At 43.8% G+C, this 25,451-nt stretch carries 24 protein-coding genes; 14 read left to right on the top strand and 10 right to left on the bottom strand.

Translation table 11 applies throughout. The features are described from left to right. Positions 1-23 precede the first annotated feature (23 nt). From ABIE26_RS25260 to bglX, 4 genes are read left to right on the top strand one after another with little or no spacing between them, the layout of a single operon-like run. A complete protein-coding gene (locus ABIE26_RS25260) occupies positions 24-1,673 on the top strand; it encodes a glucoamylase family protein (protein WP_310146668.1) in 1,650 nt (549 codons plus the stop codon). Between the two features lie 39 nt (positions 1,674-1,712). Continuing rightward, the gene (locus ABIE26_RS25255; RefSeq protein WP_310146666.1) at positions 1,713-3,074 is read left to right on the top strand and encodes a glucoamylase family protein; all 1,362 of its coding nucleotides are present in this window, start codon (positions 1,713-1,715) and stop codon (positions 3,072-3,074) included. Between the two features lie 20 nt (positions 3,075-3,094). Continuing rightward, the gene (locus ABIE26_RS25250; protein ID WP_310146664.1) at positions 3,095-4,801 is read left to right on the top strand and encodes a family 43 glycosylhydrolase; all 1,707 of its coding nucleotides are present in this window, start codon (positions 3,095-3,097) and stop codon (positions 4,799-4,801) included. Between the two features lie 23 nt (positions 4,802-4,824). After that, a complete protein-coding gene (gene bglX, locus ABIE26_RS25245; RefSeq protein WP_354376261.1) occupies positions 4,825-7,122 on the top strand; it encodes a beta-glucosidase BglX in 2,298 nt (765 codons plus the stop codon). A gap of 86 nt (positions 7,123-7,208) precedes the next feature. On the opposite strand, the gene ABIE26_RS25240 is transcribed toward bglX, so the two are convergent. From ABIE26_RS25240 to ABIE26_RS25205, 8 genes are all read right to left on the bottom strand, one after another. Next, positions 7,209-8,435 (bottom strand): thioredoxin family protein, encoded by a 1,227-nt coding sequence (locus tag ABIE26_RS25240; RefSeq protein ID WP_310146660.1) that lies wholly within the window; start codon positions 8,433-8,435, stop codon positions 7,209-7,211. A 14-nt stretch (positions 8,436-8,449) separates the two neighbouring features. Then, positions 8,450-9,850 carry a RagB/SusD family nutrient uptake outer membrane protein gene (locus ABIE26_RS25235; RefSeq protein WP_310146659.1) on the bottom strand — a complete coding sequence of 467 codons (1,401 nt, stop codon included), beginning with the start codon at positions 9,848-9,850 and terminating at the stop codon, positions 8,450-8,452. 21 nt (positions 9,851-9,871) lie between these two features. Further along, the gene (locus ABIE26_RS25230; RefSeq protein ID WP_310146656.1) at positions 9,872-13,204 is read right to left on the bottom strand and encodes a TonB-dependent receptor; all 3,333 of its coding nucleotides are present in this window, start codon (positions 13,202-13,204) and stop codon (positions 9,872-9,874) included. A gap of 211 nt (positions 13,205-13,415) precedes the next feature. Continuing rightward, complete coding sequence (locus tag ABIE26_RS25225) at positions 13,416-14,513, bottom strand: FecR family protein (protein ID WP_310146654.1); 1,098 nt, start codon at positions 14,511-14,513, stop codon at positions 13,416-13,418. A 52-nt stretch (positions 14,514-14,565) separates the two neighbouring features. After that, positions 14,566-15,135, bottom strand: coding sequence for an RNA polymerase sigma factor (locus ABIE26_RS25220; protein WP_310146652.1), 570 nt, complete (start codon positions 15,133-15,135; stop codon positions 14,566-14,568). A 117-nt stretch (positions 15,136-15,252) separates the two neighbouring features. Then, positions 15,253-15,651 carry a VOC family protein gene (locus ABIE26_RS25215; protein WP_310146651.1) on the bottom strand — a complete coding sequence of 133 codons (399 nt, stop codon included), beginning with the start codon at positions 15,649-15,651 and terminating at the stop codon, positions 15,253-15,255. 55 nt (positions 15,652-15,706) lie between these two features. Next, positions 15,707-16,348 (bottom strand): DUF6266 family protein, encoded by a 642-nt coding sequence (locus ABIE26_RS25210; protein WP_310146649.1) that lies wholly within the window; start codon positions 16,346-16,348, stop codon positions 15,707-15,709. A gap of 626 nt (positions 16,349-16,974) precedes the next feature. Beyond that, entirely contained in the window at positions 16,975-17,340 is a 366-nt protein-coding gene (locus ABIE26_RS25205) for a hypothetical protein (protein ID WP_310146647.1), read from the bottom strand. Positions 17,341-17,476: 136 nt separating this feature from the next. Here ABIE26_RS25205 and ABIE26_RS25200 point away from each other — a divergent pair, with 136 nt between their 5' ends. From ABIE26_RS25200 to ABIE26_RS25155, 10 genes are all read left to right on the top strand, one after another. Next, on the top strand, positions 17,477-17,944 hold the full coding sequence (locus ABIE26_RS25200; RefSeq protein WP_310146645.1) for a JAB domain-containing protein: 468 nt from the start codon (positions 17,477-17,479) through the stop codon (positions 17,942-17,944). A 139-nt stretch (positions 17,945-18,083) separates the two neighbouring features. Continuing rightward, complete coding sequence (locus ABIE26_RS25195; protein WP_310146643.1) at positions 18,084-18,275, top strand: cold-shock protein; 192 nt, start codon at positions 18,084-18,086, stop codon at positions 18,273-18,275. 93 nt (positions 18,276-18,368) lie between these two features. Next, positions 18,369-18,647, top strand: coding sequence for a hypothetical protein (locus ABIE26_RS25190; RefSeq protein WP_310146642.1), 279 nt, complete (start codon positions 18,369-18,371; stop codon positions 18,645-18,647). Positions 18,648-18,662: 15 nt separating this feature from the next. Further along, complete coding sequence (locus ABIE26_RS25185; protein WP_310146641.1) at positions 18,663-19,334, top strand: DUF6766 family protein; 672 nt, start codon at positions 18,663-18,665, stop codon at positions 19,332-19,334. Between the two features lie 31 nt (positions 19,335-19,365). Beyond that, complete coding sequence (locus ABIE26_RS25180; RefSeq protein ID WP_310146640.1) at positions 19,366-19,866, top strand: CinA family protein; 501 nt, start codon at positions 19,366-19,368, stop codon at positions 19,864-19,866. A gap of 175 nt (positions 19,867-20,041) precedes the next feature. Next, positions 20,042-20,284, top strand: a complete 243-nt coding sequence (locus tag ABIE26_RS25175) for a hypothetical protein (protein WP_310146638.1) — start codon at positions 20,042-20,044, stop codon at positions 20,282-20,284. Positions 20,285-20,398: 114 nt separating this feature from the next. Further along, positions 20,399-20,617, top strand: coding sequence for a hypothetical protein (locus tag ABIE26_RS25170; protein WP_310146637.1), 219 nt, complete (start codon positions 20,399-20,401; stop codon positions 20,615-20,617). 39 nt (positions 20,618-20,656) lie between these two features. Further along, positions 20,657-20,839 (top strand): hypothetical protein, encoded by a 183-nt coding sequence (locus ABIE26_RS25165; protein WP_310146635.1) that lies wholly within the window; start codon positions 20,657-20,659, stop codon positions 20,837-20,839. A gap of 46 nt (positions 20,840-20,885) precedes the next feature. Then, positions 20,886-21,437 (top strand): PD-(D/E)XK nuclease family transposase, encoded by a 552-nt coding sequence (locus ABIE26_RS25160; RefSeq protein ID WP_310146743.1) that lies wholly within the window; start codon positions 20,886-20,888, stop codon positions 21,435-21,437. A gap of 72 nt (positions 21,438-21,509) precedes the next feature. Next, positions 21,510-21,632 carry a hypothetical protein gene (locus ABIE26_RS25155; RefSeq protein WP_310146633.1) on the top strand — a complete coding sequence of 41 codons (123 nt, stop codon included), beginning with the start codon at positions 21,510-21,512 and terminating at the stop codon, positions 21,630-21,632. A 10-nt stretch (positions 21,633-21,642) separates the two neighbouring features. Here ABIE26_RS25155 and ABIE26_RS25150 read toward each other — a convergent pair whose 3' ends face one another. Beyond that, positions 21,643-21,816 carry a DUF2158 domain-containing protein gene (locus ABIE26_RS25150; protein ID WP_310146631.1) on the bottom strand — a complete coding sequence of 58 codons (174 nt, stop codon included), beginning with the start codon at positions 21,814-21,816 and terminating at the stop codon, positions 21,643-21,645. A 26-nt stretch (positions 21,817-21,842) separates the two neighbouring features. Then, positions 21,843-25,322 carry a hypothetical protein gene (locus ABIE26_RS25145; RefSeq protein ID WP_310146629.1) on the bottom strand — a complete coding sequence of 1,160 codons (3,480 nt, stop codon included), beginning with the start codon at positions 25,320-25,322 and terminating at the stop codon, positions 21,843-21,845. Between the last annotated feature and the right edge of the window lie 129 nt (positions 25,323-25,451).

The following is a 25,451-nucleotide window of genomic DNA, read 5'->3' as shown; positions in this document are numbered from 1 at the left end:
GGCAGTTTTTTAAACCTTACCAGATGAAAAAAAAACACCTCTGTTTCGCCGCATTAATCCTGCTTTTCCTTTCCTGTAAAAAAGGGAAAGAAAATCCCCTTGGCCCTACATCTTTTAAAGAAACAGCTATTAGCGTTAATGGTCTGAATACGCCGCCTTTTAATAATATTTCGGTCAATCCCATTATCAAAATCACCTTCTCAACGGCTCTAAACGGGACTAACTTCGCTTCCAACATTATTTTTAAAGATTTAACCAATTCCGCCAATGTTGCGTTTACAGCTAGCCTGGAAAACAACAATACCATCGTAATCAATCCTGCAACAAATTTAACAGGTATAAAGGCTTATAACATTACCATACCAACTACCCTAAAATCAACCTCTGGTGGCAGCCTCCAGACCGAAATCAGTTTCAGCTTCAATACCGGGATTGATGATATTGACAAATTTCCAAGAATAACTGACGAGGAATTGCTCACCAAAGTACAGGAGCAAACATTTAGATATTTTTACGACTTCGGTCATCCTCAAAGCGGGATGGCGAGAGAAAGAAATACTTCAGGCGATATAGTAACCAGTGGTGGCACTGGTTTCGGCGTCATGGCCATTGTAACTGGTGTACACAGAAACTTTATCACCAGGGCTCAGGGTCTGGCCAGAATTCAAAAGATAGTCAGCTTCTTAAAAACGGCCGATCGCTTTCATGGTGCTTATCCGCACTGGATAAACGGAAGCACCGGCACCGTAATTCCTTTCAGCCAGAAAGACAATGGTGGAGATCTGGTCGAAACTTCGTTACTGATGCAGGGATTGCTAACAGCAAGGCAATATTTTAACGGAGCAGACAATGCTGAAAATTCGTTAAGAACAGACATTAATGCCATCTATAACACCGTCGAATGGGATTGGTACAGGAAAAACAACAGCAACACCCTATACTGGCATTGGAGTCCCAATTACAATTGGGAAATGAACATGACCATCACAGGCTGGAATGAAGCACTCATCACCTATGTAATGGCGGCCTCATCGCCCACGCACAGCATTCCAAAATCAGTATATGAAAATGGCTGGGCACAAAATGGGACAATTAGAAACGGCAGCAGCTATTATGGCATCTCCTTGCCTCTCGGTCCTAATCAGGGTGGTCCACTCTTCTTTTCTCATTACTCCTTTCTGGGCATCAATCCCTTCAACCTTAGCGATGCTTATGCCAATTACGAAGTGCAAAACAAAGCGCACGCACTTGTCAATTATAATTACTGCAAAACAAATCCAAAAGGGTATTACGGATACAGTGAAAACTGCTGGGGCTTAACCGCCAGCGACATCAGCAATGGCTATACCGCCAGTTCGCCAACAAATGACGTCGGTGTGATTGCACCCACCGCAGCCCTGTCTTCCATGCCTTATACCCCTGTTGAATCTATGAAAGCCCTCAGGTTTTTTTATTATAAGCTTGGCGACAAGCTGTTCCGGGAATATGGTTTTGTGGATGCCTTTTCTTTACATCAGCAATGGTTTGCCAGCTCAACCCTGGCCATAGATCAAGGACCTATTATCATCATGATTGAAAACCATCGCAGTAAACTATTGTGGAACCTGTTCATGAGCTGTCCCGAAGTAAAAACCGGAATGCAAAAGCTCGGATTTTCCGGCCCTAACATCTAAAATTACACAACACCTTTTACACACAAATGATCTTTTAATATGCGTACTGAAGCTAACCTGTTCCGATCCCTCTTTTCACTTTTTATCCTGTTTTTTGTAATACCTGCCTGCCATGCGCAATCTTCAAAAACCAACGTACTCATCAGGCCCGAAATGGGAATTAAAAAAAACCTTACTGATAACCAGTTGCTCGACCTGGTACAAAAGCAAACCTTCCGTTATTTCTGGGACTTCGGCCACCCCGTTAGCGGTATGGCACGTGAGCGCAGTAATAAATCATTTGATTATGGTCAGGAAGTGGTAACTACCGGTGGCACAGGCTTTGGCGTAATGGCCATTATCGTCGCCGCAGAACGAAAATTTATAACCAGGGAACAGGCTGCAGCGCGCACAAAAAAAATTGTAGATTTTTTATGGAAAGCGGATATGTATCATGGCGCCTTTCCACACTGGCTCAATGGAGAAACAGGAAAAACAATCCGCTTCAGCTTAAAGGATGACGGCGCCGATATTGTTGAAACCTCACTTCTATTCCAGGGCCTGTTAGCGGCAAGCCAGTATTACACAGCCGACAATGTTGTGGAGCGCGATATCAGAAACAAAATACTATGGATGTGGGAGGGCATAGAATGGGACTGGTTTACGCAAAATCAAAACGTACTATACTGGCATTGGAGCCCAAATAACGGCTGGGCAATGAACCACCAGATCAAGGGATGGAACGAATGTCTGATCACTTATGTGCTTGCCGCTGCTGCTCCCAAACATACCATCACCAGTCGTACATATCACGAGGGCTGGGCAAACAGCAATACCTTTTTTAATGGACGAAAGTTCAACAACATTACACTTCCGCTTGGTTTTAACTACGGAGGCCCGCTGTTCTTTTCTCAATACTCTTTCCTGGGCCTAAATCCACGCGGCTTAAAAGACAATTATGCAGATTACTGGGAGCAGAATAAAAACCATGTACTTATCAACAGGGCTTACTGTATTGAAAACCCTAAAAAATACAAAGGTTATAGCGCCGATAGCTGGGGCTTAACGGCCAGCGACAGCTGGGGAGGATACGCGGCTCATTCACCAACGGAAGATTTAGGGGTGATCAGTCCAACTGCAGCGTTGTCTTCTTTTCCCTATACCCCGGAATATTCCATGCAGGCCCTAAAACATTACTACTACAAAATGGGCAACAAATTATGGAGTGAATATGGCTTCATTGATGCCTTTAGTGAAGAAAAAGACTGGTATGCCAAATCTCACCTGGCAATAGATCAGGGCCCCATCATTGTAATGATTGAAAACTATCGGAGTGGTCTGCTATGGAACTTGTTCATGCAAAATAAAGACATTCAGAAGGGGCTCAAAAAACTAGGTTTTACCAGCCCTGAAATTAAATAGATAGGTATAAACTACAGGAAATGAAAGCAATTTACAGCCTCTTTATTTTGCTGCTCTGCCAATCATCAATGAAGGGGCAGCAGCAAACCTGGTGCAATCCCATCAACATCGATTATACTTATGCAACCCGGTTCGATTCGCTTTCCTACCGTTCGGGGGCCGATCCTGCGGTAGTGTCTTTTCGAAATGAATATTACATGTTTGTTACCCGTTCATTGGGCTATTGGCATTCTGCTGATTTATTAAACTGGAATTTTATCAGACCAGAAAAATGGTATTTCCAGGGCTCCAATGCTCCCGCAGCATTTAACTATAAAGACTCCATATTATATGTAGCAGGAGACCCTTCCGGATCGATGAGTATTTTGTATACCGATAACCCTAAAAAAGGAGACTGGAAAGCTACCCCTTCTATCTTGAACGACTTACAGGATCCTGCATTATTTATTGATGATGATGACCAGGCCTATATGTTCTGGGGTTCGTCCAATGTCTATCCTATACGCGTCAAAACCCTTAACCTCAGAAATCGTTTCCTGCCTTCAAAAAAAACCTATGAACTTTTTAAACTGGATGGCGATAAACATGGCTGGGAGCGATTTGGAGAAAATCATTCCGATACCCTGTTAAAAGGCTATATCGAAGGTCCATGGATGACCAAACACAACAATAAGTATTATCTGCAATATGCGGCTCCGGGAACAGAATTTAATGTGTACGGTGATGGTGCCTACATAGCCGACCATCCATTAGGCCCTTACAAATACATGCCGAATAACCCCTTCAGTTATAAACCCGGCGGGTACATGAACGGTGCGGGCCATGGCGCTACATTAAAAGGTCCTGGCAATAGCTACTGGCATTTTGCTACTATGGCATTAGACATCAACATTGGCTGGGAGCGAAGGCTGGCAATGTTTCCAACGTATTTTGATGCCGATGGACTAATGTACAGCAACACCAGGTTCGGCGATTATCCACACTATGCACCAAATCATAAGCAGCGCAAAGGAGAATTTACAAACTGGATGCTCTTGTCTTACAAAAAACCAGTAACAGCATCAGGTTTCGTGCAAAATTTTGAACCTGCAAAAGCACTTGATGAAATTGCAAAAACTTACTGGCTGGCCCCGGAAAACAACGATCAGCAATGGTTACAGGTTGATTTACAAAGTCAATGTACCGTTTACGCATTTCAAGTGCACTATGTAGACCATAAGTCAAGTCATTTTGGGAAACCCGCCGGGCTATTCCACCGTTATGTGATGGAGTATTCGTCAGACAAAGCGCATTGGGAAATCCTTACAGATAAAAGTAAAAACTACACAGATGTGCCCAACGATTATGTTGAACTGGAAAGACCGGTAAAAGCAAGGTACATCAGATTTAAAAATATCCATGCCCCTACCAATAATTTAGCAATAGGCGGGTTACGGATTTTTGGAAAAGGATCTGGCAGCCAGCCAGCTGTGGTCAAAAATTTTTCTGCCAAAAGAAATTCAGATCAACGTAACATCCAGCTTAACTGGACTAAAAACCCGTTGGCTCAAGGCTACAACGTACTTTGGGGAATTGCTCCCGATAAATTATACAGCAGCTGGTTGGTTTACGACAACAATCAGCTCGAGATCAAAAGTTTGGGGACCGGACAAGTGTATTATTTTTCAATTGAAGCTTTTAACGAGAATGGCGTATCAAAGAAAAGTGAAATAATGAAAATTGAATAGTGGATTAAGATAAAAAGTGTGACATGAAAACAAGAATATATGCATCGATAACAATCGTATTGCTCAGTCTGAACACCCAGGCGCAATTAAAAAAAGTGCCTGCTGCTGATCAAAAAATGAACAGCTTCATCACCAACCTGATGTCGAAAATGACACTCGATGAAAAAATAGGTCAGCTTAACCTCCTTACCGGCGGTGAAGCTACTACGGGTTCGGTAGTAAGCACAGGTGTAGAGGCCAAGATCAAAAACGGACAGGTGGGCGGTATTTTCAGCTTAACCACGCCGGCACGCATCCGCAAGGCACAGGAAATTGCTGTAAACCATACCCGGCTTAAAATCCCGATCATCTTTGGGCAGGATGTAATCCATGGCTATAAAACCACTTTCCCTATCCCTCTGGCCTTATCCAGTACCTGGGATATGGAGCTGATCCGGAAAACTGCCCGTATTGCCGCCATCGAAGCTACGGCCGATGGACTGAACTGGACTTTCTCCCCTATGGTCGACATTTCCCGTGATCCACGCTGGGGCAGAATCTCCGAAGGTTCTGGTGAAGACACCTACCTGGGCAGCCAGATTGCCAAAGCCATGGTTAAAGGTTACCAGGGAGATGACCTCAGTAAGTATAACACCATGATGGCCTGTGTAAAACACTTCGCCCTGTACGGAGCGGCAGAATCGGGCAGAGATTACAATACGACCGACATGAGCCTTGATCGCATGTATAACGAGTACCTGCCGCCCTACAAAGCTGCCCTTGATGCAGGTGCCGGGAGCATCATGACTTCCTTTAACGACATCAATGGCCTGCCTGCCACTGCAAACAAATGGCTCATGACCGACCTGTTGCGCAAGGAATGGGGTTTCAAAGGTTTCGTGGTTACCGATTATACCGCCGTAAACGAACTGATAGACCATGGGTTGGGCGATCTGCAAAAGGTTTCTGCCCTCTCTTTAAATGCAGGCGTAGATATGGACATGGTAGGCGAAGGTTTTTTAACCACCTTAAAAAAATCGGTACAGCAAGGCAAGGTAAAGCTGCAAAGGATCAACGAAGCCTGCCGCCTGGTACTGGAAGCCAAGTATAAACTCGGTCTGTTTGATGACCCTTTCCGCTATTGCGATGAAGAACGTGCCAAAACGGAAATCCTGAAGCCCGAGCACTTGCAATTTGCCCGTCAGGTAGCCGCAGAATCTTTTGTGCTGCTGAAAAACGAAAACCATACCCTACCGTTGAAAAAAACAGGTACCATCGCCCTGATCGGCCCGCTGGCCAATACCGGAGCCAATATGCCTGGCACCTGGAGCGTAAACAGCGACCTGGCCAATACCAAATCCCTGCTGGAAGGCATGAAAGCAGCCTCAGGGAATGAGGTTAAAATCCTGCACAGCCTGGGGTCTAACCTGCTGAGCGATGCCGCTTACCAGGAACGTGCCACCATGTTTGGCCGTACCATCCCACGAGACAACCGCCCAGAACAGGAAGTGATTGATGAGGCCCTGAACCTGGCCAAACAGGCCGACGTGGTAGTTGCCGCCTTGGGAGAAAGCTCTGAAATGAGCGGCGAAGCCTCCAGCCGCACCAACCTGGAAATCCCTGAAGTACAAAAACGCCTGCTGCAGGCCCTGCTCAAAACAGGGAAACCCATAGTATTGGTACTGTTTACCGGCAGGCCCCTGGCCCTGAAATGGGAAGACGAGCATGTCCCGGCCATCCTGAACGTCTGGTTTGGCGGCACCGAAACCGCAAATGCCATTCCCGATGTGTTGTTTGGCAAGGTTAACCCTTCGGGTAAACTAAGCGCTACCTTCCCTCAAAATGTTGGTCAGGTGCCCTTATACTACGCCCATAAAAATACCGGAAGGCCACTGGCCGAAGGTAAATGGTTCAGTAAGTTCCGCTCCAACTACCTCGATGTAAGCAACGATCCCCTATATCCTTTTGGCTATGGTCTAAGCTATACCACTTTTACCTACAGCAACTTAAAACTGAGTAAAAACAGCTTTAAGCCAGGCGAAAGTATAATGGCCAGCGTAGAAGTTAAAAACACGGGTACTGTTGCAGGTAAAGAGGTGGTACAATTGTACATCCGCGACCTGGAAGGCAGTTCTACCCGACCTGTTAAGGAGCTTAAAGGTTTCCAGAAGATCAGTTTAAACGCTGGTGAAAGCAAAACAATAAGCTTTAAAATCACAGAAGAAGATTTAAAATTCTACAATACAGCCTTAAAGTTTGTAGCAGAACCCGGCGAATTTAATGTATTTATCGGAGGCAACTCCAGGGATGTGCTGACAGAAAAGTTTACACTGGTAAAATAACCTTGGTCTGCCCATTCAACTGCAGAAAGGCCCGGCAAACGCCAGGCCTTTTTTATAGTATAAATACAATCTTAGCTTCCTCAAAATTAGATGTTCTTATACTTTTCTTTTAGATCTTTCACCATCTGGATTTGTTTGTCAATATCAGCAGTAGAACTGTTTTCCTTTATCGCATTGGCTTTCATCAGCTGGGCAACTTCCATTGCTTTATCAAAGTTAAAATTGCGCCACAGAATGTAAAAATAGGTATTCAGGTAGCGTGGATTATTGTTTCGCTGCAGCAGCTCCTCCATCCATTTTATCCCGGCGGCCCCGCTGTTCTTTCTTCCGGTCCAGTTTCCCAGCATGCTTGTCAGAGATAGGGTATACGAATCGTTTTTCTTCCCATACTTCCTCAGGAATTCTGTGCCTCTTTGCATGTATATATTGATATCGTCCTTTCCGTTGGCGTCTTGTGAATCAAAAACCGCATAAAACTCAGCGTATTCATCGTAAAAAGGATATTTTTCCGCCTTAAACAACTTCATTTTACTATTGAACGCGGTCATGTCCTTATTACTGAAACCGCTGGCTTGCAAACCTTTAAAATACCAGAGATAGGCGTTCGCAATGGTACTGTCGATTTTTGATTTTCCAATCGTTTTATAAAAATCTCCGGTATGCTGCTCCATGTATTCGAATGATGGGGCGAAAGGGCCGGTCTTAACAATCCCCATTAGTTCAAAGGTATTTTTTGCTGCTTTCTGCGCCGGGTTCAATGTACCGAAGTACTTTTCAAAATCGGCATTCGCTTTTTCGCTGCGGTAAGACCGGATCAGGGTTTTAAAGTACCTGGCCGCAAATGCATGGCCCCTGTTGCCCCCATCCCACTCTTTAACCATTGCCAGCTGGTTCTTATTCGGATCTGTAGCTGTTTTTGCCAGTTCAATCAGCGCCTTTACACTCAGGCCGCCTGCAGTAGAATGGACTGTATTCCCATCTTTATCCAGGAAGGCCAATGTAGGATAGGCATTTATTTTATATTTTTTGCCCAATTCCACACCTTCCCCCTTATCATCACATTGTACTTTCAGATTAATAAATTCCTTATTAAAATAATCACCTGCCTCTTTCTGAGGAAAAACCTCGGCAGACATCATTTTACATGGGCCACACCAGGAGGTATAGAAATCTACAAAGATCATTTTGTTTTCCTTCTTTGCCAGGTCCAGGGCTTTGTTAAAATCATGTTCAAAATTGATTCCCTGGGCGCTTACCTGCAAAATGCCTGCTGACAGGCAAATTGCGGTCAGTAATGTTTTTAATGTGCTCATTTTCATTTTTTTTTTTATTTATAAGCTTCATTTTGTTCCAATTTAGGGTTTGCCCTCATTTCAGGTCCCGGAACAGGGTACAAACCTTCGGCATTTACTTTGTTTGTTCTTTTCAGGTCTAACCAGCGATGGCCAAATTCTGCAAAAAACTCTACCCTGCGCTCCTGTGCTATGGCGGTTAAAACAGCAGTCTGGTCGTTGGCCAATGTTGGCAGTAAGCCTGCCCGGCCACGCAGCACATTCAGGTCCTGCTTTGCTGCTGTCAGTTTAGCTGCCCCCTGCATTGCCCGGGCCTCGCTTCTGATCAGAAACTGTTCTGCAAGTCTGAACACCACATAATATTCTGTTAAAGCACCCGTACCGGCCTTATACTTTGCCGGGAAAGCCCAGGTCGGGTTGTTAAGCGGGTCACTGAAGCCTACCCATTCCGTTTTCCGGTTATCGCCCAACTCAAAAGCACTCAGCATTTGCGGGGTAAGTTCGTAGTTTGGCCGTGTAGTGCCAAGCACCAAAAACTGAGCCCCTTCTGTCGTATTGGAGTTTGCACGCACGGGCTGCAATTGCCAGATGGCTTCGGCGCTGCTTTTTTTGAATACCGTATTCAGCGCAGGTAAACCGCTACCATATACCCCCGATTGAATGATGCCATCCGCTTCCTGCTCTGCATCTTGCCATTTCCCGGTATAAAGGTAAGTCCGGGCCAGCAGTGCCGAGGCGGTATAAAGGTTTGGCCGCAGTCTTTCCGCAGTCGGATAAGCTGCTTTTAACATGCCTTTGGCATCCTTCAGGTCTGTGATGATCTGCTCCCATACCTTTTCGGCAGGTGTGCGGGGCAATAGCATGTTCTCCCGGTAATTGGTATTCAAAACCAGGGGTACATCGCCAAACAGGTTTACCAAATAGAAATAACAGAATGCGCGCATAAACCGGGCCTCTCCACCGAGTTGGGTTTTCACCTCTTCGGTCATACCCGTAGCTGTTTTCAATCCTTCCAGTACTGCATTTAACCGGTAAATATACTTGTAGCCATCCCTCCAGAAAGCATACACATAGGTATTTTCAGGGGTCAGCTTACGATCCGAAAACTCCTGAAAGGTAGGGGCAGTGGTATTGTTTTGTGTCCAGGTCAGTTCATTGGCAGACATGCCCGCCAATGAGCTCATAGAAAAACAAACAAAAGAGCCTGAATTGCCAAACTGGTCGTTCATCATAGCGATATAAACAGATACCATGGCAGAGGTCGCAGAATTATCACTGGTAAACACCTTGTCGTCCGTAAGCTGATGCGGTGGGTCTTCCACCTCAACAAATTTCTCACAGGAACTGAGCAGCATTATGGTAGCCAGGCATACAGCAAGCAACCTGCTGCCGGCCTTTGAAAATAAACAATTGATATTCGATAATATACTTTTCATAATTACAGCTTTTTGATCTGATTAAAAAACTACCTGCAGGCCAACAGAGAGCATCCTGATAGGTGGCATGGCCGAGAGCGACATGGTTTCAGGGTCGCTGATCTTGTACGGCGTAAACGTAAGCAGGTTTTGCCCCTGAAAATAAAGCCTTACATCCTGTGCTTTTATTTTCTGCACCATGGCCTTGTCCAAACGATAAGACAGCGATAGGTTCCTTAGCCTCAGATAGGAAGCGTCAACTATACGCGCTTCCGAAAAGTTCGCGTAATAGCTGTAAGTGGTAACCGCTGTTCCGGTAGTAGAAAACTTCTGTACATTGGTTATATCGCCTGCTTTCTGCCAGCGGTCCAGCATTTCAACAGTCTGGTTTACACGGGCACCCGGCGCAGAAAACTGGACGCTGCTCATCCCCTTCTGTTTGGTAAAATGGAAGAAGAAGTCGAGTGTAAAGTTCTTGTATTCAAATGTATTTTGTACCCCGCCGTAGTATTTTGGGGCCATATCGTTTATAGCCGTCTGGTATTTTGGTGTTTCAAGACCTGCCAGCTGGTAAATTCCCGTCTGCGGGTCTACACCCATATAAGGGATGGATTTTCTGATGGTAATGGGCAGTCCAATTTGCCATATGCTTGCAAAAGAAGTGTTTTCAATCCCGGGATAGGCAATCAGCTTATTTTTGGGCAGGGTAATGTTGAAAGATGTTTTCCAGCTCAATCCCTTTTTCTGGATATTGGTGGTATTCAGCATCAGTTCCCAGCCCGAATTCTGAAGCACGGCAGGCCTGTTGGCAGTGATACTTCCGAAACCCACCTGTGTTGGCAGTGTAAGGCCCGTAAGCTGGTTGTCTGTTCTGTTCAGGTAATAATCTGCGCTGAAGAAAATCCTGTCCTGCAGGAACGACAATTCAAGGGCCGCTTCCCATTTCCTGTTCCGCTCCCATGCAAAATCCGGATTATATAACCTGGTAGGTGCCAGTCCTGTGACCCCCTGATAAGGATTATCTGCCGTTACCTGGGCCCAGGTAGAGAGGTATTGGTAGTCGCCTATACGGTCATTACCGGTAACTCCCATACTGGCCCTCAGTTTACCAAAATTAAGGAAGGGAAGGGCTTTTTTCATAAAGCCTTCTTCGCTGAAAACCCAGGCCGCACCAACGGCTCCGAAATTACCAAACTGTTTGCCCGGCCCAAACCTGCTCGACCCATCACGACGGGCAGAAAGGTTGATCAGGTACTTACTTTTCCAGTTGTAATTGATACGTCCAAACAAGGCCGCATAATGATACTTGGTAAAGGAGTTGGAAACAGCTTTAGAAGAAGCCAGTCCCGGAAATTCCAGCAGATCGTCATTACTATAACCCGTGGCACTAATATTGGTGCCTTCATTCAGCTGTTCCTGAAAACTGCTACCCAGCAATACCTGGAGCTGCCCGCCCCCCAGTTGCCTGGTATATTCTGCCTGGGGCTCTACAATCCAGTTCTTATGGGTCTGGTCATAAAACTCTGCCGAACTGGTAACGTTCGTACCAAAAGGGCTTTGCGATTTGATGGGGTTTGCCGTACGCTGGTCAAGTATCATGGCCGTATAACCCGCATCTACTTTCAGCTGCAAGCCGGTCAGCACATTGTACTTCAGGTTCAAACCGGTAATGAGGTTGTCGGTCTTGCCCACGTATGTTTTGTAGAGATAGGCCAGGGGATTGGAGAAATTGATCCCCTTATCCCTCCATATCAGGTCACCTTTTTCATCGTATGGATATGGAGCGTTTGGAATGGTATTGATCAGCTGGAACAAATCTGTTGTAATGATGTTGTTCCTGTCGCTACTGAGCCCAAAATTGAAAGCCGCCTGGAATTTATTGTCTGCAGAACGGTGCTGTAAATTGGCCCTGAAGCTGCCGCGGTCGTCGTTCATATCTCCGGTATAGATCGGTGTTTCCCGGTGGTATCCGGCAGCAAGCGAGAAGGTAGTTTGCTGGCTGCCTCCAGATAACCTTACCTGTGCATCGGTGCTCTTTGCCGTATTGCCCAGCAGCATTTTTTTCCAATCGGTATAACGCGTGGTATCCCAAACCATCAGATCGGTAGCATTTGCGGCCGTTGGGGTGATGTTGTCATTCCTGAATGCCTCTTTCCGCATGGCCACATACTGTTGTGTATTCATGAACTCGGGCATCCGCGTTGGTCTTCCCCAGCCGGTATAAAAATTCGCATCTATGGTGGTTTTGCCCGATTTTGCTCTCCGGGTAGTGATCAACACCACACCATTTGCCCCCCTCGATCCATAAATTGCCGTTGCATCGGCATCTTTCAATACCTCTATGCTTTCAATATCTGCCGGGTTAATGGCCACAAAAGGGTTGGTGCGGAAAGCAGCACTGGTTAAACCACCAAGCGCCTGCGCACTCACTCCACTCGAGAAAGTGATACTCGAAAGTGAGTGTGCAAAAGGAACACCATCAATGATATACAATGGATCTGAGGCTGCTCCCAACGAGCTTTTACCACGAATCAGCACACTTACCGGCGAACCCGCCAAACCATTGGTCTGCGCAATCTGCACACCAGGCATCCTGCCACCAAGTGCCAGCAAAGGATTGTCTACCGGCTGCCGCCTGATGTCCTCGCCCTTCATTTTGGCAACTGTACCCGTGTTCATCCTTACTGTTGTGGTACCATAGGCAATCATCTGCACTTCATCCAGTGTAGAAACAGATCTGTTGATGGTGATGGTCAGTAACGCCCCACTTCCTTTAACGGCAACTTCCCTGGTTTCATAGCCGATAGAAGAAATGCGCAATACTGCATTCTCGTCCACATTCCTCAAAAAGAACTCTCCTTTTGCATTGGTTGTGGTACCTCTGTTTGCACCTTTAACAACAACGGTTATCCCCTCCAGCGCTTCGCCTTTTTCGTTAAGTACCACGCCCCTGATATCGGCCATAAACTTGTTCTGCTCCGAAATGGCGGTAACAAGCTTACTGAGCAAAGAAACTTCCTTTGGCTTGATAATGATGTTCTTGTCCTCTATGCTGTAAACAAATGACTGTTCGGCAGCCAGTTTTTCCAGCACGGTTTTTAAATCTGCATTGCTGAAATTTACATCCAGTTTTTTGCTGGCTGCAATCTTTTCCGGAGCGTACAAAACGTTGTATCCGGTTTGCAGGGTAATCTGCTTAAAAATTTCACGAAGGCTTGCATCTTTCCTGGCGTAGGAAAGCTTTTGGCCAAAGCTTGAGGCAGATACCTGCAAAAAGCAGGCGGTAAGTAAGACTATGATCAGTTTCACAATCAATAATATTTTTGGTGGTACCCAATAGCGTACAACACCCGGTTTAAAAGCAAATTTTTTCATTACTTTTGTTAGGTTTTGAGTTATAACATGAAATAGTGTCGCAATTATTTTATCCCGCTACATGGTAACGGGAACGGGTTAGCTCAAAATTTCGCCGGATAGTGATACGAACACTATCCGGTTTTTTATGGCCGCGCCCAAAGCCTGTGGCTTATGCTGGTCCTTGTAAATTTCTTTTCATCGTTTTGGTTGTTTAAAGTTTGGTAATTGATTATTTGATTACAATAATTTTGCGGTTATCTATTTTAAATCTTGCTGCCCCGGTCTGGCTTATGGCATTCAATATGCCCGAAACGTTTCCATAGCGCGATACCGATCCGTCCAGCAGTTTATTTTTTAAATCTTCGTCCTGATAAGCCACCTCCACATCATACCACCTGGCAATTTGCCGCATAACTACCTGCATAGACGTATTGTTAAATATGAAGCGGCCGCTTTTCCAGGCCAAAGCCTCCGAAGGGTCTACCGGTTTCACGGCAATACTGCCATTCCCTGCCACAGCCGATTGCTGGTTAGGCTTCAGGACAACCGTATTGGTGCTTCCGCGAACTGCAACAGAACCTTCCAAAAGCGTGGTTCTTACCAGTGGTTCCTCATTATAGGCATTAACATTAAAATGTGTTCCCAGCACCTCTACCTGCTGGCCAGAGCTGTTCACAATAAAAGGACGTGCCACATCTTTGGCCACCTCAAAATATGCCTCACCTGTAAGCTTTACCAGCCTCTGGGTTTTGTTTGCATAACTTGAAAAAAACTCCAGCTTACTATCAGCATTTAACCAAGCTTTTGTGCCATCCTGCAAAACAATAAAGTATGTTCCACCCTTCGGTGTTGCGGCGGTTACCAGGCTGCTCTCCGCTCCCTTTGCAGAGATGGCCCGGGCCAGGGCGGGGTCTTGTGTGCCATCGCTGTATTTCAAGTCCTGCCCTACAACTATTCCCGTTTTGTTGTTGCTCAGGCTTATGGTTTTTCCCTGTACGGTAAGGGTAGCCCTGTTGCCGCCCGGGGCAATGTCTTTTACATATTCTACTCCAGGCTTATCCTGCGTTAAAAACCAGATCCCAAAAACCATCGCTGTTACCGCAGCAGCAATGCCCGCAATGCGTAGCCAGAGTTTAGCTTTACTGCTGGTACCGGCAGCAATCCTGCTGTCTATTTCTTTTACGTCTGCAAGTATTTCAGCCGCTGTATATTTTAACCCATCAAACTCACCATACAATATCCAGTTCTGCAGCAAGGCCTTTTCTTCGGCTGTGCAGGTTCCGGCTTTATATCTGGCAATAATTTCCGATGCCTGTTTATGATCCATTCTTTATGCTATTGGCTAATCAGTTATAAGACGGGCAGCCGAGGGGGCAGGGTCAAAAAAATATTAAAAAACTTTTATCGCCCAGTTTTCCCTTCAAAATTTTCAGGGCATTGTGCATTCTGCTTTTCACGGTATCTTCCGGCAGGTCAAGTGCTTCGGCAATTTCTTTCCGGCTCATATTGGTATTCCGGCTCAGTTCAAATACCGCGCGCATTTTTGGCGGCAGTGCTGCAATTTCCTTTTCTATGAGCGCGTTGAGTTCCTTTGTCCTGATCAGGTGATCTGTTGTGCCTTCCGCTGTATCCAGGTAAGACTGGAAGCTGTCCAGGTACCGCGATGCCACGTTCCTGTGCGCAATCACATCCAGCATCCTATTGCGCAGGGCAGTAAAAATATAACTCCTGAAAGAACCGGTAAGCACCAGTTCTTCCCGTTTATGCCACAGTGTTAAAAAAAGCTCCTGTATCAGGTCCTGGGCTTCTGCCCTGTTGTCTATCCTTCTTAAGGCAAACACATACAACAGGGTTTTATACCGGTTATACAATTCAGTATAGCCGCTCTGGTTGCCCTGCTTTAGCAAAGCGATCAGTTCCTGATCGGTATATGTGCTGTATGCACTCATCTGGTTTTTTATTTCCTGCAAGTCTATGCATTTTAAGGTTAAAAACCATAGCGTATCATAAGCAAAACACCTTGGTGTACTGACTGGAAAATTAATTTACACTGGTAAAGTAATTACTTAAACATTTTTCAAACCTGAAAACAATTCGATTAAATTGTTTTCGGGGTCCCTTAGATGTACCACTCTTATACCCCAAACCTGCATATCTTTGGGTTCGTTAAGAAATAACACACCTTTGCTTTTCAGTTTAGCATAAGTATCGTCCACGTCATCAACTTCAATAACTATGGCCATCTTGTCCTGTAAAGTTCCGGCCCTGGCATTTTCCTGGGTGCTGATCGCCACATTCATTAACTCAGCCCTGAATAAAGCAAGTGCGGATGAGGAACCTACATCAAAACTGGCATAATTCTCACCCGGTTTACCCCAGGTAGCCTTTAGTCCAAGTGTTTCGCTGTAAAAACTATAGGATCTATCAAAGTCATTTACAAGCAGTCGTATGTTGTCAAATTTCATTTTTGTTGTATAGCTTTTACAATAATACGCTTATACCCGCTATTGTTTTAAAAATTTATGCAGGCAAAGTAAGCTCACCTAAATATACGGTAGTACTTACCGCATTCCCTTCAACATTCACATAATGCATCCCGGCGTGAACGTTATCCCCGGCAAAATCCCCCGGCAATTGTAAAACCGCTTCCTTATCGCCCCTTAACGCTGCATTCTCAAAAGTCACAAAGCTTTCTTTTGCCGGGTTGTAAATGATAAAACTTGCCTTATCGTTATCACTGCTAAAAGCTGATGCCGGTAAATTGTCCCATTTAATGTTCAGCACCGCATTTACCAAACACAGCACTTCCAATATCCAGGATACCAGCAGCTCTCCCCTGCTAAACACGGCTTTCTTAAAGTCAATGCCATAATCCGGAGCATCTCCTGTTACCGCTTCTTTCAGGTGATAAGACACTGCCCTATTCATAGCAGTCTTATGCCCTGTAAGGATCTGATAGCCTATGTTAATGATGTTTAGCAAAGGCTTTAACCATCCCATTACCAGCGCAAATTTCAGGCGCTGGTTAATCTGTTTTTGTGTAGGTGCAGCATTGCTTTCCGGCATACCCCTCAGGTAAGCCACACCCCGGCAGGTTGCGCCTACCACATTGCCAATTTTGCCGGATACCGGCCCGTTTATTCCGTTTTTATATCTTGCCATTTTGATTGTTTTTATTTGAAATTATTCAGTCAGCATAGTTGCTAACTGTCCGTTTATGCCTAAGCCGTTGATATACAATCCGCGATGCCCATAAAAATATTAGCTTTTGCCATACCATTCAATGTCCCTGTTTTTAACCATCAGGAACAAAACAAAAATAGCTCCTGCCCATCTGGGGCAGAAGCTATTCCTGGCAAATCGCCCTACTATTTTTAGCAACCCGTCTTCCTAAAAACAGCAACAAGCTTACTCATTTCTCGAGTTGGTAAGCGTAGCAACACTTATACCTATAAAACAGCAAATCACGTCGTTGCTCACCCTGCCTTAATAAGACAGTTAGTTGCTGATCGGTATATGTGCTGTAAGCAGCCATGATAAATTTTAAGTTCCTCTACTAAATTATCCCTTAGTTAAATATACGATTTTTTTGCAGGCATAAGCACTACGCGGTTTACTCAATCTTTTTTGTAAACTTATGTAAGTTCAGATTAAAAACCACACCCTCTAATTTTAAGTTTCTGTAGGCAAAATTATAAAACCTATCAAATAACGCGTTAAAGCCGTTTTTTGATAGGTTTTTCACAAAATAAAATATTTAAAAATATTTTTTTGACGGGATATATGGCTTACACATTATACAGATCTATGCTTTTCCACGTAGAAACCGTTTCCATCTTATCGCACACCATATTACCTGCTAAGAAGATCAAATGAAAATTGTAGCTTGTAATCCCTTCATTTTTTAAGAACACGATGAATTGTGGTTTAACCGCCAGAAACAATTGGGTACAGTAAAGGTCAAAATTCTTTAACACAAACTTCTGCTGGTAGGCAACAGATAAATTACCCAGGTTAAAGCGTACTGTTTTCCCTCCTTCATGTAAAGCAATAAGGTCATAGTTTTGCGTTGCTTTCTGTAGGTATTTGTTGTTCATCACCCAGCCGCGCATCAGGTGGTTAAATGATATGATCTGTTCCCTGTTTAGTTCCATAACAAGCACAAAATTAACGCAAAAGCCGCTCGAATGGATGAAATATTTTACTAACTTTATTAGTAAAATATTTGCTTAAAACTATCTGTTTTGGTATATTAGAGGTAACAAATTATTCATTTAAAAAACCTGAAATATGTACCATACTTATCAGCACACCGGCTTTGTTTCCTATGTAAGCGAACCTGAGAATATTCACTACCGCCGCTCAAAGCCCACCACCCGCAGGTATATAACCGGCAATAGCTATAACACTTACCAGATGGCAAAAAATGCTATCCCTGAACGGAAGGGTTACTGGTTAATGCTTTTTGATGGTACAGGAGCCTTGGCACATACAGAGAAAATGGGCGATCAGGCTTCCGGCTTAAGCGAGATTGGTGCCGTTTTACAAACTGCATTAAGGTATGAATGTTTGTCTCTTGTGCTGGTAAGCCATTGTGATGACTATTACCAGGCCAACAGTACAGATATGATGTATAATGTTAAACTGATTACTGCTGCCTGCGGCATCAGCATGGTACTTTTAGATCATCTGGTTATTGAGCCGGATGGGTATTACAGTTACAGGGATAATGGATTGTTGAGTTATATGAATAACTAAATCTGAAATTGCCGCATAAAAAAGCGGCAGATAGCATGAACTACCTACCGCAAATTAACGCTCTCGTTATTAAAACAACTTACCCTCTGGAATTGTTCAAAGAAATTATTTATTAACCTTTACAATTAACCTAAACACAATGCCAGAAGGAACAGTTAAATTTTATCAGGAATCAAAAGGGTTTGGCTTCATCGTACCTGCCAATGGAGAGCCCGAAATCTTTTTCCATGCTACAGCACTAAGCGAACCCGTAAAACAGCACGACCGCGTAACGTACGAAGTAGAAAATGGTAAAAAAGGTCTAAACGCGGCAAAAGTCCGTAAGTCCTGAGCTTTACCATGGAGTCTGAAATACAGACCAGTACTTGAACCGAAAACAGAAGCCTGTTTCCCCTGGGCTTCTGTTTTCAATAAATTGTTTTTTATGCTAAACGTTGATGAAAACCTAAACAACCTTGCCAGCAGCTGGTACTGTTTATTTGAACTTACAAGAAATTCGCTAACCAAACTGGAAGCGGAAGAGGCAAATGCTAAGCTATATGACATCGAACATCAGTTGGTCCCAGTGCTCCAGCAAATGAACGTATCGAAAGGGAATCCTTATGAGACCTACCTGGAAGGTGATACTTTTGTTGACATCTGGCTCAATGAAAAAAACCGAATAGAATGTAATGGCCATTACTGCCGCCCGGCACATCAATAGAAAGACAAAGTGGTGATGAAACCAGGATCAAAAAAACACAGCTATCTTTACAGAAACGGATTAACCATCGTATTCCTGAGCCTGTTTATCGTAACCTTAGCCGCACAAGCAATCACTGGCTGGAAAAAGCACAACCAGGACCTCCAGGAAGACCACGCACCAGAAATAGGTTTAACGACCTACCTGCAAAGCGGACATTTCATTTCTGCCACTTTCGAAAACTTCGAAAGCGAATTCCTGCAAATGGCTTTATACGTTTTGCTGACGGTATCCCTGCGCCAGATTGGTTCGGCGGAATCCAAAAGCCTGGATGAGCCCGAAGAGGTAGACAGGGAACCAAAGCCATCCAAAGATGCCCCCTGGGCAGTACGAAAAGGCGGGTGGATACTAAAGCTGTACAGCAATTCACTTTCCATTTGCTTCGGAATCCTGTTCATGGCGAGCTGGGGCATGCACCTGTATGGCAGCTGGCAAAACCACAACGTAGAACAACTTGCCAAACATCTCCCAAAAGAAAGTGTAACAGCTTACCTGGGACAAGCAGAATTCTGGTTTGAAACCTTTCAAAACTGGCAGAGCGAATTCCTTTCGGTAGCCTCTATTGTGTTTCTAACTATTTATCTGAGACAAAAAGGCTCTCCCGAGTCCAAACCAGTTGATGCCCCGCATATGGAAACCGGAAAATAACCTGTTCAATTGAATACCTCAGTTAAATCCGATGAAAAAAGACATAGACGATACAGACCTGCAACGATGCGGTAAATTACTGATCAAACATCAACTGACCATCGCCTTTGCCGAGAGTGCTACGGCAGGTCGCATTTGCGCTGAATTCGCGATGATACCTGATGCCGGAAAATTTTTAAAAGGCGGCATCGTTTGTTATGATGCCGATATAAAATGTAATGTGTTGGGTGTTCCTAAGCGACAGCTTAAAGAATTTACACCTGAGTCCGAAACAGTAACCCGCTCAATAACCCAAGGAATCCAAAAACTCATTCCGGCTGATATACACATCGGCTGCACCGGGCTCACCGCACCCGGAGGAAGCGAAACGGCAGAAAAACCAGTGGGTACGATGTTCCTTCATTGTATCCGGGGGCAGCAGCAGGTACTCGATGAAAGAATAGTCTTCTGCGGTAATCCAGAAGATATTGTTTCCCAAACGATCACTTTTCTTGCTAAGCATCTGTATCAATACCTTAAAAGCTTAAAATAACTAGCTGACTAAAGGCTACAAAAAGAATAACTGGAAAAAAGGACTAAACGCAGCAGATGTAGGCAAAGTCTGACCTTGCAACGAGACCCAGCAAACAAACTCAGGGGATTATTTGTCTAAATATTCCCTATAGTTACCGTTTACTAACAAGCATTTACTTAATAGCTGGATTTGCATGCAAAGTAAGAATGAAAAACTAAAAGCGTTGGTATCCGAACAGCAGCGGCAGCTCGACACCATGATGCACGACATCAGAAACCTGTTACTGGCGCAAAATATTACAGTTCAAATGCTTAAAAAAGCAGGTGGCAAAGACATGAAAAAGTTCAAGAATTTAATCGAAACCTTAGAAAAAAGTATCCTGGAAATGAAGAAAGTAATTGATGAGGCTGCAAATTCCAAATGGCATACCAATTGAACTTTCAAAGCGCTTAGCCCAGGTATTTATCCCTGGTATTACCTCCTAAAAACAGGTATATATACGGAAAACTGAGCCCAATGCAAAATTGTTGTTATAATAAAACTTACTATCATGAAAAATCAACAAAACACCCTGAAAAATGATAAAGCGCCAAAAAAAACTGTTTATAAAGAAACAGAAGAGCGCATTAACGAAAAGAAATCGGATAGCGGAGAAACCTCTTCAATTGCTGATCTTGGCAGAACAGACCTCATTTCAAGGCCAGAAAGAAAACATAAGCCCTTGGGATCAAGTCATGAGCCTGGCACAACCCCTGGTAGTGATATATAACATAAACTTATACCCCCCTGACCCATAAAACCATTTACTATGAAATCATTTAATGTTAAACAACAGAGAGACGCCAGATTAAAAGCAACTGCCAAACCGGCCAATGGTCCTAAATACTATTTCCATCCCGACGAGGATTTCAAAGTAGACTGGGATTGGGGAAAGAACAAGACCATTGCTTCCAAAGCGATTTCCAAGCCGGCAACTCAGTTTGAAATATAGCTGCCTGAAATTATACAGGTCATCGCCTTTCCAGGCAATGTAACCCATAAGCGAGCAAGCCCCCAAAGGCAAAAGAAAGGACTGGGCATACAACCTGACTGAAGTTTACCTGGTTGCCTTTTTAGAAGATTTTAGCCTGCCAGACAGCCCAAAATCTGAATACATACAGGATATATGCCTGGCCAACAGGCATACCGGCAAAATATTCTACGATAAACTGAATTTTATATTCATTGAGATGCTTAACTTTGTTAAAAGGCCAACAGAGTTATATACTGAACTGGACAAATGGTTGTATGCTTTTAAACACTTAACAGAATTTAAAGAAAGACCTGAATATTTAAGCGGCCCGGAATTTGATCAGTTTTTTAACCTGGCCAAATATGCCAATTTAACAGCGGAGGAAAGAGCAATGTATAACAGAAGTTTAAAATATAAGTGGGACAATAAAAATGTAATGGATTATGCTGTGGCGCAGGCGACTTTGAAAGCTAAGCAAGAAATGGCATTAAAGCTTCTTGCTAAAAAAACTTCTATTGAAGAAATCGCTGAATTAACAGGCCTCACTTTTGACGAAATCGAGGCGCTTAAAAAATAGCCTCAGTACCCCGTTTGTTTTATGCTTTTCTTCATAGCTTAAAACCAATAGGGGTTAAACTGGTACAAGATCATGGACTTTCTTGCTTATTATGTAAATTTTGAAAACCGTGAAATGATGGCTAGACTTGAACAAGAAGTAGAACTGTTAACTGGAAGAACAACACCAATGGGCGTAATGGGTATTGTATTTTAAAACAAAATGATCAGGTTGCAAGTTGCAAAATCTCAGCTGGCAGCTTGATTGCCTCTTTTATTTGCTTCTCTTCTTCCGAATAATAGTAACAATATACCCATTCTTTTGTCGAAGCGTAAACGGTCATTTTAGGACTACCGGATTTAATTATAACAATATCCCCTGCATTAAATTTAATTGCCATCTTGAAAAATATATAAATTAAACTGCCTACTGCTGTTTTAAAGACATGCCGGTAATTGAGTATACCTTGTATGTCAGTTTAAACCCTGCCTTGCCACCTACTTCTGCAGCAACTTTAGTACCTAAGGAAACTTTTGCAATCTCTATCGGAAATTCTACACCTGCATTAAATTCAGCAGATATTTTTCCATTTATATCGGCATAAAGCACAACTTCCACAGGCTCACTTAATGTGATCAATCCGTTTAATGCAATGGATTTCGTACCCTTAAAGTCAAAGTTGCAGCTGGTTTCAAAATAATAAACCCCATTAGGGTTAGAATATCCAGGAAGTTTGCGTATGTATTCTCTTCCCTCGAAACTTGGGACAAGCCCCTCGGCTTTAATGTGAAAAGTACCACTGTTTAATTTGGTTTTAGCCGTAGCCGTACCACCGGTAAATGGCAATTTGCCCTGATACTCCTGGTTAATATCATAGTCGGCAGGTACACGGATGTTAACCACACCGCCACCATCGCTTGTATGTAAGGTAATGTAGATCGGCTTCACATCTTCAACTAAATCCTGTTTTACTTTCTCTCTAACTTCCTGCTGTTGCTTTGGTGTCAGGTGTTGTTTGGCTATATCCAGTTTCTTTTCCGTATTATCCAGTTGCTGATTTTCTTTTTGTTCAGCTGTAGGGATGGGAGGTTTAGCACCAGAATCAGTGCTGCCGGCATTACCCGAATTATTCGGACTACCATTGTTTCCACTGTTCCCATTATTATTGCTGCCACTGTTTTGTTTATCAAGAATTTCCCGCGCCTGATTGGCTGCCTCTGCAAAGCTTACAGAATTGTCTGATAATTTTTTGAGCAGGTCAGTGACTTCAGTTGTCATTGACATGTCGCGGAAAATATCCGATTTGCCCAGTAAAGCCAAAGCACCGGCCATGGCACCAGGATCCGGCGCAGGAGTTGGGTTTACGATGTTGACAATAGGTTGTGGAAAAGGTGTGGGTGTAAGGTTTTGCGTCACATTCCGGCTGGCGGTGCTGATAGCATCAATATCTGGTGCCTTTTCCATAATAGGCGACTGCTGCCAATCCCAGAAACGTGTATTGTCAATCACTTCACTCGCATTGCAATTACCCAGCTTGGCTTCAGCAAATACGCCGCGTGTAGGCAGTGTCATCAGCTTTTCAGATTTTGCCCGGTTATGAAGGTAAAATTCTTTTTCTTCACTGTCCATTTCATGCATTTTCGACTTATAGCCCGATGGAAACACCACGTAATTACCTAACACGTCAATGGGCCGGTTTTCAATTATGTCGATCAGTTTATAATCATCAACATTTATTTGCTCAAACCGCCGTGCCCGATCATTCATGTCTTCACTGAGCCATATTAGCCGGCTGTAATAGTCCGCATTTTGAATCAAATGTGCTTTTAGTTTTTCTCCCAATATTTTTTCTTCATTTGACAATTGATTATAAGCCGACATATTGTCGTCTCGTGCAGGCAACGGTGGTGGCGAAACAGGTTGAATGGCTTTTAGCCTTATTGGATCCCTGTCTCCATAGTCATTGATATTCGCCGCCGGTTGGTTGGGCTCCGACGGATTCATTCTCCTGGCAACAGGAATATCAAGCAAGAGAATTTCTTTTCCAATTTCACCATTCCCACTAATGAACCCGGATATTTTCAGATGTGCAAGATCCCACGCACCGATACCATTTCGGTTACCACGATAGCTAATGATAAATTCATCTATGTCTCCGTACTTTACTGGTATGCTTTGGCCTGAGAAAACACAGCCAAAATAATTATCAGGAGTACCGGGCTCGTGGTCGTTTACGCCTGAAGTATCCAATTTAGTTTTATCGTTGTTATCAGCAGAAAATGGATAACCAACATTAATCAATGTGCCATTTTTTAAAAGACAGTCTATCCGCACATCACCATCTCCACCATCCTGACCGGTCGTAATCGTAATATTCAATGTGCCAAATAAATAATCAACTGGATCAGGAGGAGCTATGGCGTTTGGCTTCTGTACCTCTAAAAGATATAATCCCATAAACCGTTCGATAACATCAAAGCCTGATTTCAGCGATTCATCTTTTAAAAACTGCATTAAAACCTGCTTATTCTTCCAGATATCAAAATAGTAGCCGAAATTTAAAGCCGGATATTCAACTAAAAGCACATTTCTTCTCCTGGTAAACTGCGTTGTTACTTTGTAATGTCGCAATACCTCATAATACAACATAGTAAGTGCATGGGAATGATTATTATTGGCAATAACCCGTGTTTCCGCACGGGCAAACTCCTGTTGGTCTGACTGGATCACCACAGTACTGCGTAGTTCCCTTATCGACGTGCTATGCTGGCTAAAAGCATCATTTACCTGCTGGACCGTGCTCACAGTCAGATCCCTGTCACCCGAGGAAGTAGAATAACCGCCACCAAAACTATGGGCATTACCTGCGGCAGCACCAAAAATGGGAATGCCATAAGAAACTCCGGCACCTCCGGAATTACCGCCCATAACATTTCCGCCCCTTTGCCATTCGCTGATTGCGCCTTTTACCGTTTCCAGAATATTACGGTCCCGGTAGGTGTCATGTGTCAGGTCTTCACTTTCGCTGGTATCTTCAGTTCGCGTATCCTCAGCGTTTCTTTTCCAGTCTATTATTCCAATCTTTATAACTTCGCCTGGAGCCAGTGGTAAACTATAAATGATTTGCCCTAAGGTATGTCCCAGTGGTTGCCATAGTGCATTATATTCATAAGCAAAGCCGCGTCTGATTACTGGTCCGGGTATTTTTTTATCGGATTCATAACTTGTTTCTACCGTATCACCTCTGACAATCTGAAAAAAGCGAAATTCGCTTGTGGCAAAGTTGGCTGGAAACATGCGCTCACAGCCATCTTCACCTATCAGGTATCGTGGATTGACTGAAAAAGAACTTGGAGAAAGGTACCAATCTATGAGGTCGGGCTTTTGCATGGATTGATACGACATGCTGCCCCCTCTGTTTTTAGATGTTTGTATAAAAATACTGTTCCCAAAAACGTACTCCGCAGTGATCCGACCCATTTCAGATACATTAATGCCCGCATTCATATCTCCATTTGGATATAGCCAGTATTGAACATCTACAATCGGATTACCCACCTCCGGCCCCTTATTGTCATTTTGTAACAAAAGTCTTTTGTATTGTTTTATTTGTTCTTCCACATCATACGAGAGGTAACCCACATGATCGGTAGCCAAATACCCAAAGGGACACGCTATGTAAGTTTCATTTTTTTTCGGGTCAACCCAAGGTTCAGCAATTTTTTGCGCTGCGATCAACTCATCCATAAATTCCTTGATCAGGCCGGTTTGTTCTTTGTTGCTCAAATCATCTCCTGCCTTTAAATATGGCGATATTTTATCTACATAAGCATCTATTATTGTGATGTAATCTTTTTCAGAAACCTCGTCATAGTTTGCCGTCAGATATTGTTCTAAAGCAGACATGATTTTATCCAGTTGTTGCTCGCTTAAATCAATATGCAAATTACTTAATTGCCCCCACAGATATTTTGATTGCGCTTCTGTATGTTTGGGGACCGGCATCACCGTCAATAAAAGTTCAGCGTACACAGG

This window comes from Pedobacter africanus (assembly GCF_040548825.1).
GTDB lineage: Bacteria > Bacteroidota > Bacteroidia > Sphingobacteriales > Sphingobacteriaceae > Pedobacter > Pedobacter africanus_A.
The sequence above is the reverse complement of the archived record's forward strand: the minus strand, read 5'-3'. Positions and strand labels throughout refer to the sequence as shown.

Bases quoted from the DNA above. Each gene is read 5' to 3' on its own strand.
- ABIE26_RS25210 (WP_310146649.1), bottom strand. From the start codon at position 16,348: ATGGCAAGATATAAAAACGGAATAAACGGGCCGGTATCCGGCAAAATT.
- ABIE26_RS25145 (WP_310146629.1), bottom strand. From the start codon at position 25,322: ATGTCTGCTTTAGAACAATATCTGACGGCAAACTATGACGAGGTTTCT.
- bglX (WP_354376261.1), top strand. From the start codon at position 4,825: ATGAAAACAAGAATATATGCATCGATAACAATCGTATTGCTCAGTCTG.
- ABIE26_RS25170 (WP_310146637.1), top strand. From the start codon at position 20,399: ATGAAAAATCAACAAAACACCCTGAAAAATGATAAAGCGCCAAAAAAA.
- ABIE26_RS25215 (WP_310146651.1), bottom strand. From the start codon at position 15,651: ATGAAATTTGACAACATACGACTGCTTGTAAATGACTTTGATAGATCC.
- ABIE26_RS25180 (WP_310146640.1), top strand. From the start codon at position 19,366: ATGAAAAAAGACATAGACGATACAGACCTGCAACGATGCGGTAAATTA.
- ABIE26_RS25225 (WP_310146654.1), bottom strand. From the start codon at position 14,513: ATGGATCATAAACAGGCATCGGAAATTATTGCCAGATATAAAGCCGGA.
- ABIE26_RS25260 (WP_310146668.1), top strand. From the start codon at position 24: ATGAAAAAAAAACACCTCTGTTTCGCCGCATTAATCCTGCTTTTCCTT.
- ABIE26_RS25155 (WP_310146633.1), top strand. From the start codon at position 21,510: ATGGACTTTCTTGCTTATTATGTAAATTTTGAAAACCGTGAAATGATG.
- ABIE26_RS25235 (WP_310146659.1), bottom strand. From the start codon at position 9,850: ATGAAAAGTATATTATCGAATATCAATTGTTTATTTTCAAAGGCCGGC.
- ABIE26_RS25240 (WP_310146660.1), bottom strand. From the start codon at position 8,435: ATGAGCACATTAAAAACATTACTGACCGCAATTTGCCTGTCAGCAGGC.
- ABIE26_RS25195 (WP_310146643.1), top strand. From the start codon at position 18,084: ATGCCAGAAGGAACAGTTAAATTTTATCAGGAATCAAAAGGGTTTGGC.
- ABIE26_RS25220 (WP_310146652.1), bottom strand. From the start codon at position 15,135: ATGAGTGCATACAGCACATATACCGATCAGGAACTGATCGCTTTGCTA.
- ABIE26_RS25255 (WP_310146666.1), top strand. From the start codon at position 1,713: ATGCGTACTGAAGCTAACCTGTTCCGATCCCTCTTTTCACTTTTTATC.
- ABIE26_RS25205 (WP_310146647.1), bottom strand. From the start codon at position 17,340: ATGGAACTAAACAGGGAACAGATCATATCATTTAACCACCTGATGCGC.
- ABIE26_RS25250 (WP_310146664.1), top strand. From the start codon at position 3,095: ATGAAAGCAATTTACAGCCTCTTTATTTTGCTGCTCTGCCAATCATCA.
- ABIE26_RS25165 (WP_310146635.1), top strand. From the start codon at position 20,657: ATGAAATCATTTAATGTTAAACAACAGAGAGACGCCAGATTAAAAGCA.
- ABIE26_RS25230 (WP_310146656.1), bottom strand. From the start codon at position 13,204: ATGAAAAAATTTGCTTTTAAACCGGGTGTTGTACGCTATTGGGTACCA.
- ABIE26_RS25200 (WP_310146645.1), top strand. From the start codon at position 17,477: ATGTACCATACTTATCAGCACACCGGCTTTGTTTCCTATGTAAGCGAA.
- ABIE26_RS25150 (WP_310146631.1), bottom strand. From the start codon at position 21,816: ATGGCAATTAAATTTAATGCAGGGGATATTGTTATAATTAAATCCGGT.
- ABIE26_RS25185 (WP_310146641.1), top strand. From the start codon at position 18,663: ATGAAACCAGGATCAAAAAAACACAGCTATCTTTACAGAAACGGATTA.
- ABIE26_RS25175 (WP_310146638.1), top strand. From the start codon at position 20,042: ATGCAAAGTAAGAATGAAAAACTAAAAGCGTTGGTATCCGAACAGCAG.
- ABIE26_RS25190 (WP_310146642.1), top strand. From the start codon at position 18,369: ATGCTAAACGTTGATGAAAACCTAAACAACCTTGCCAGCAGCTGGTAC.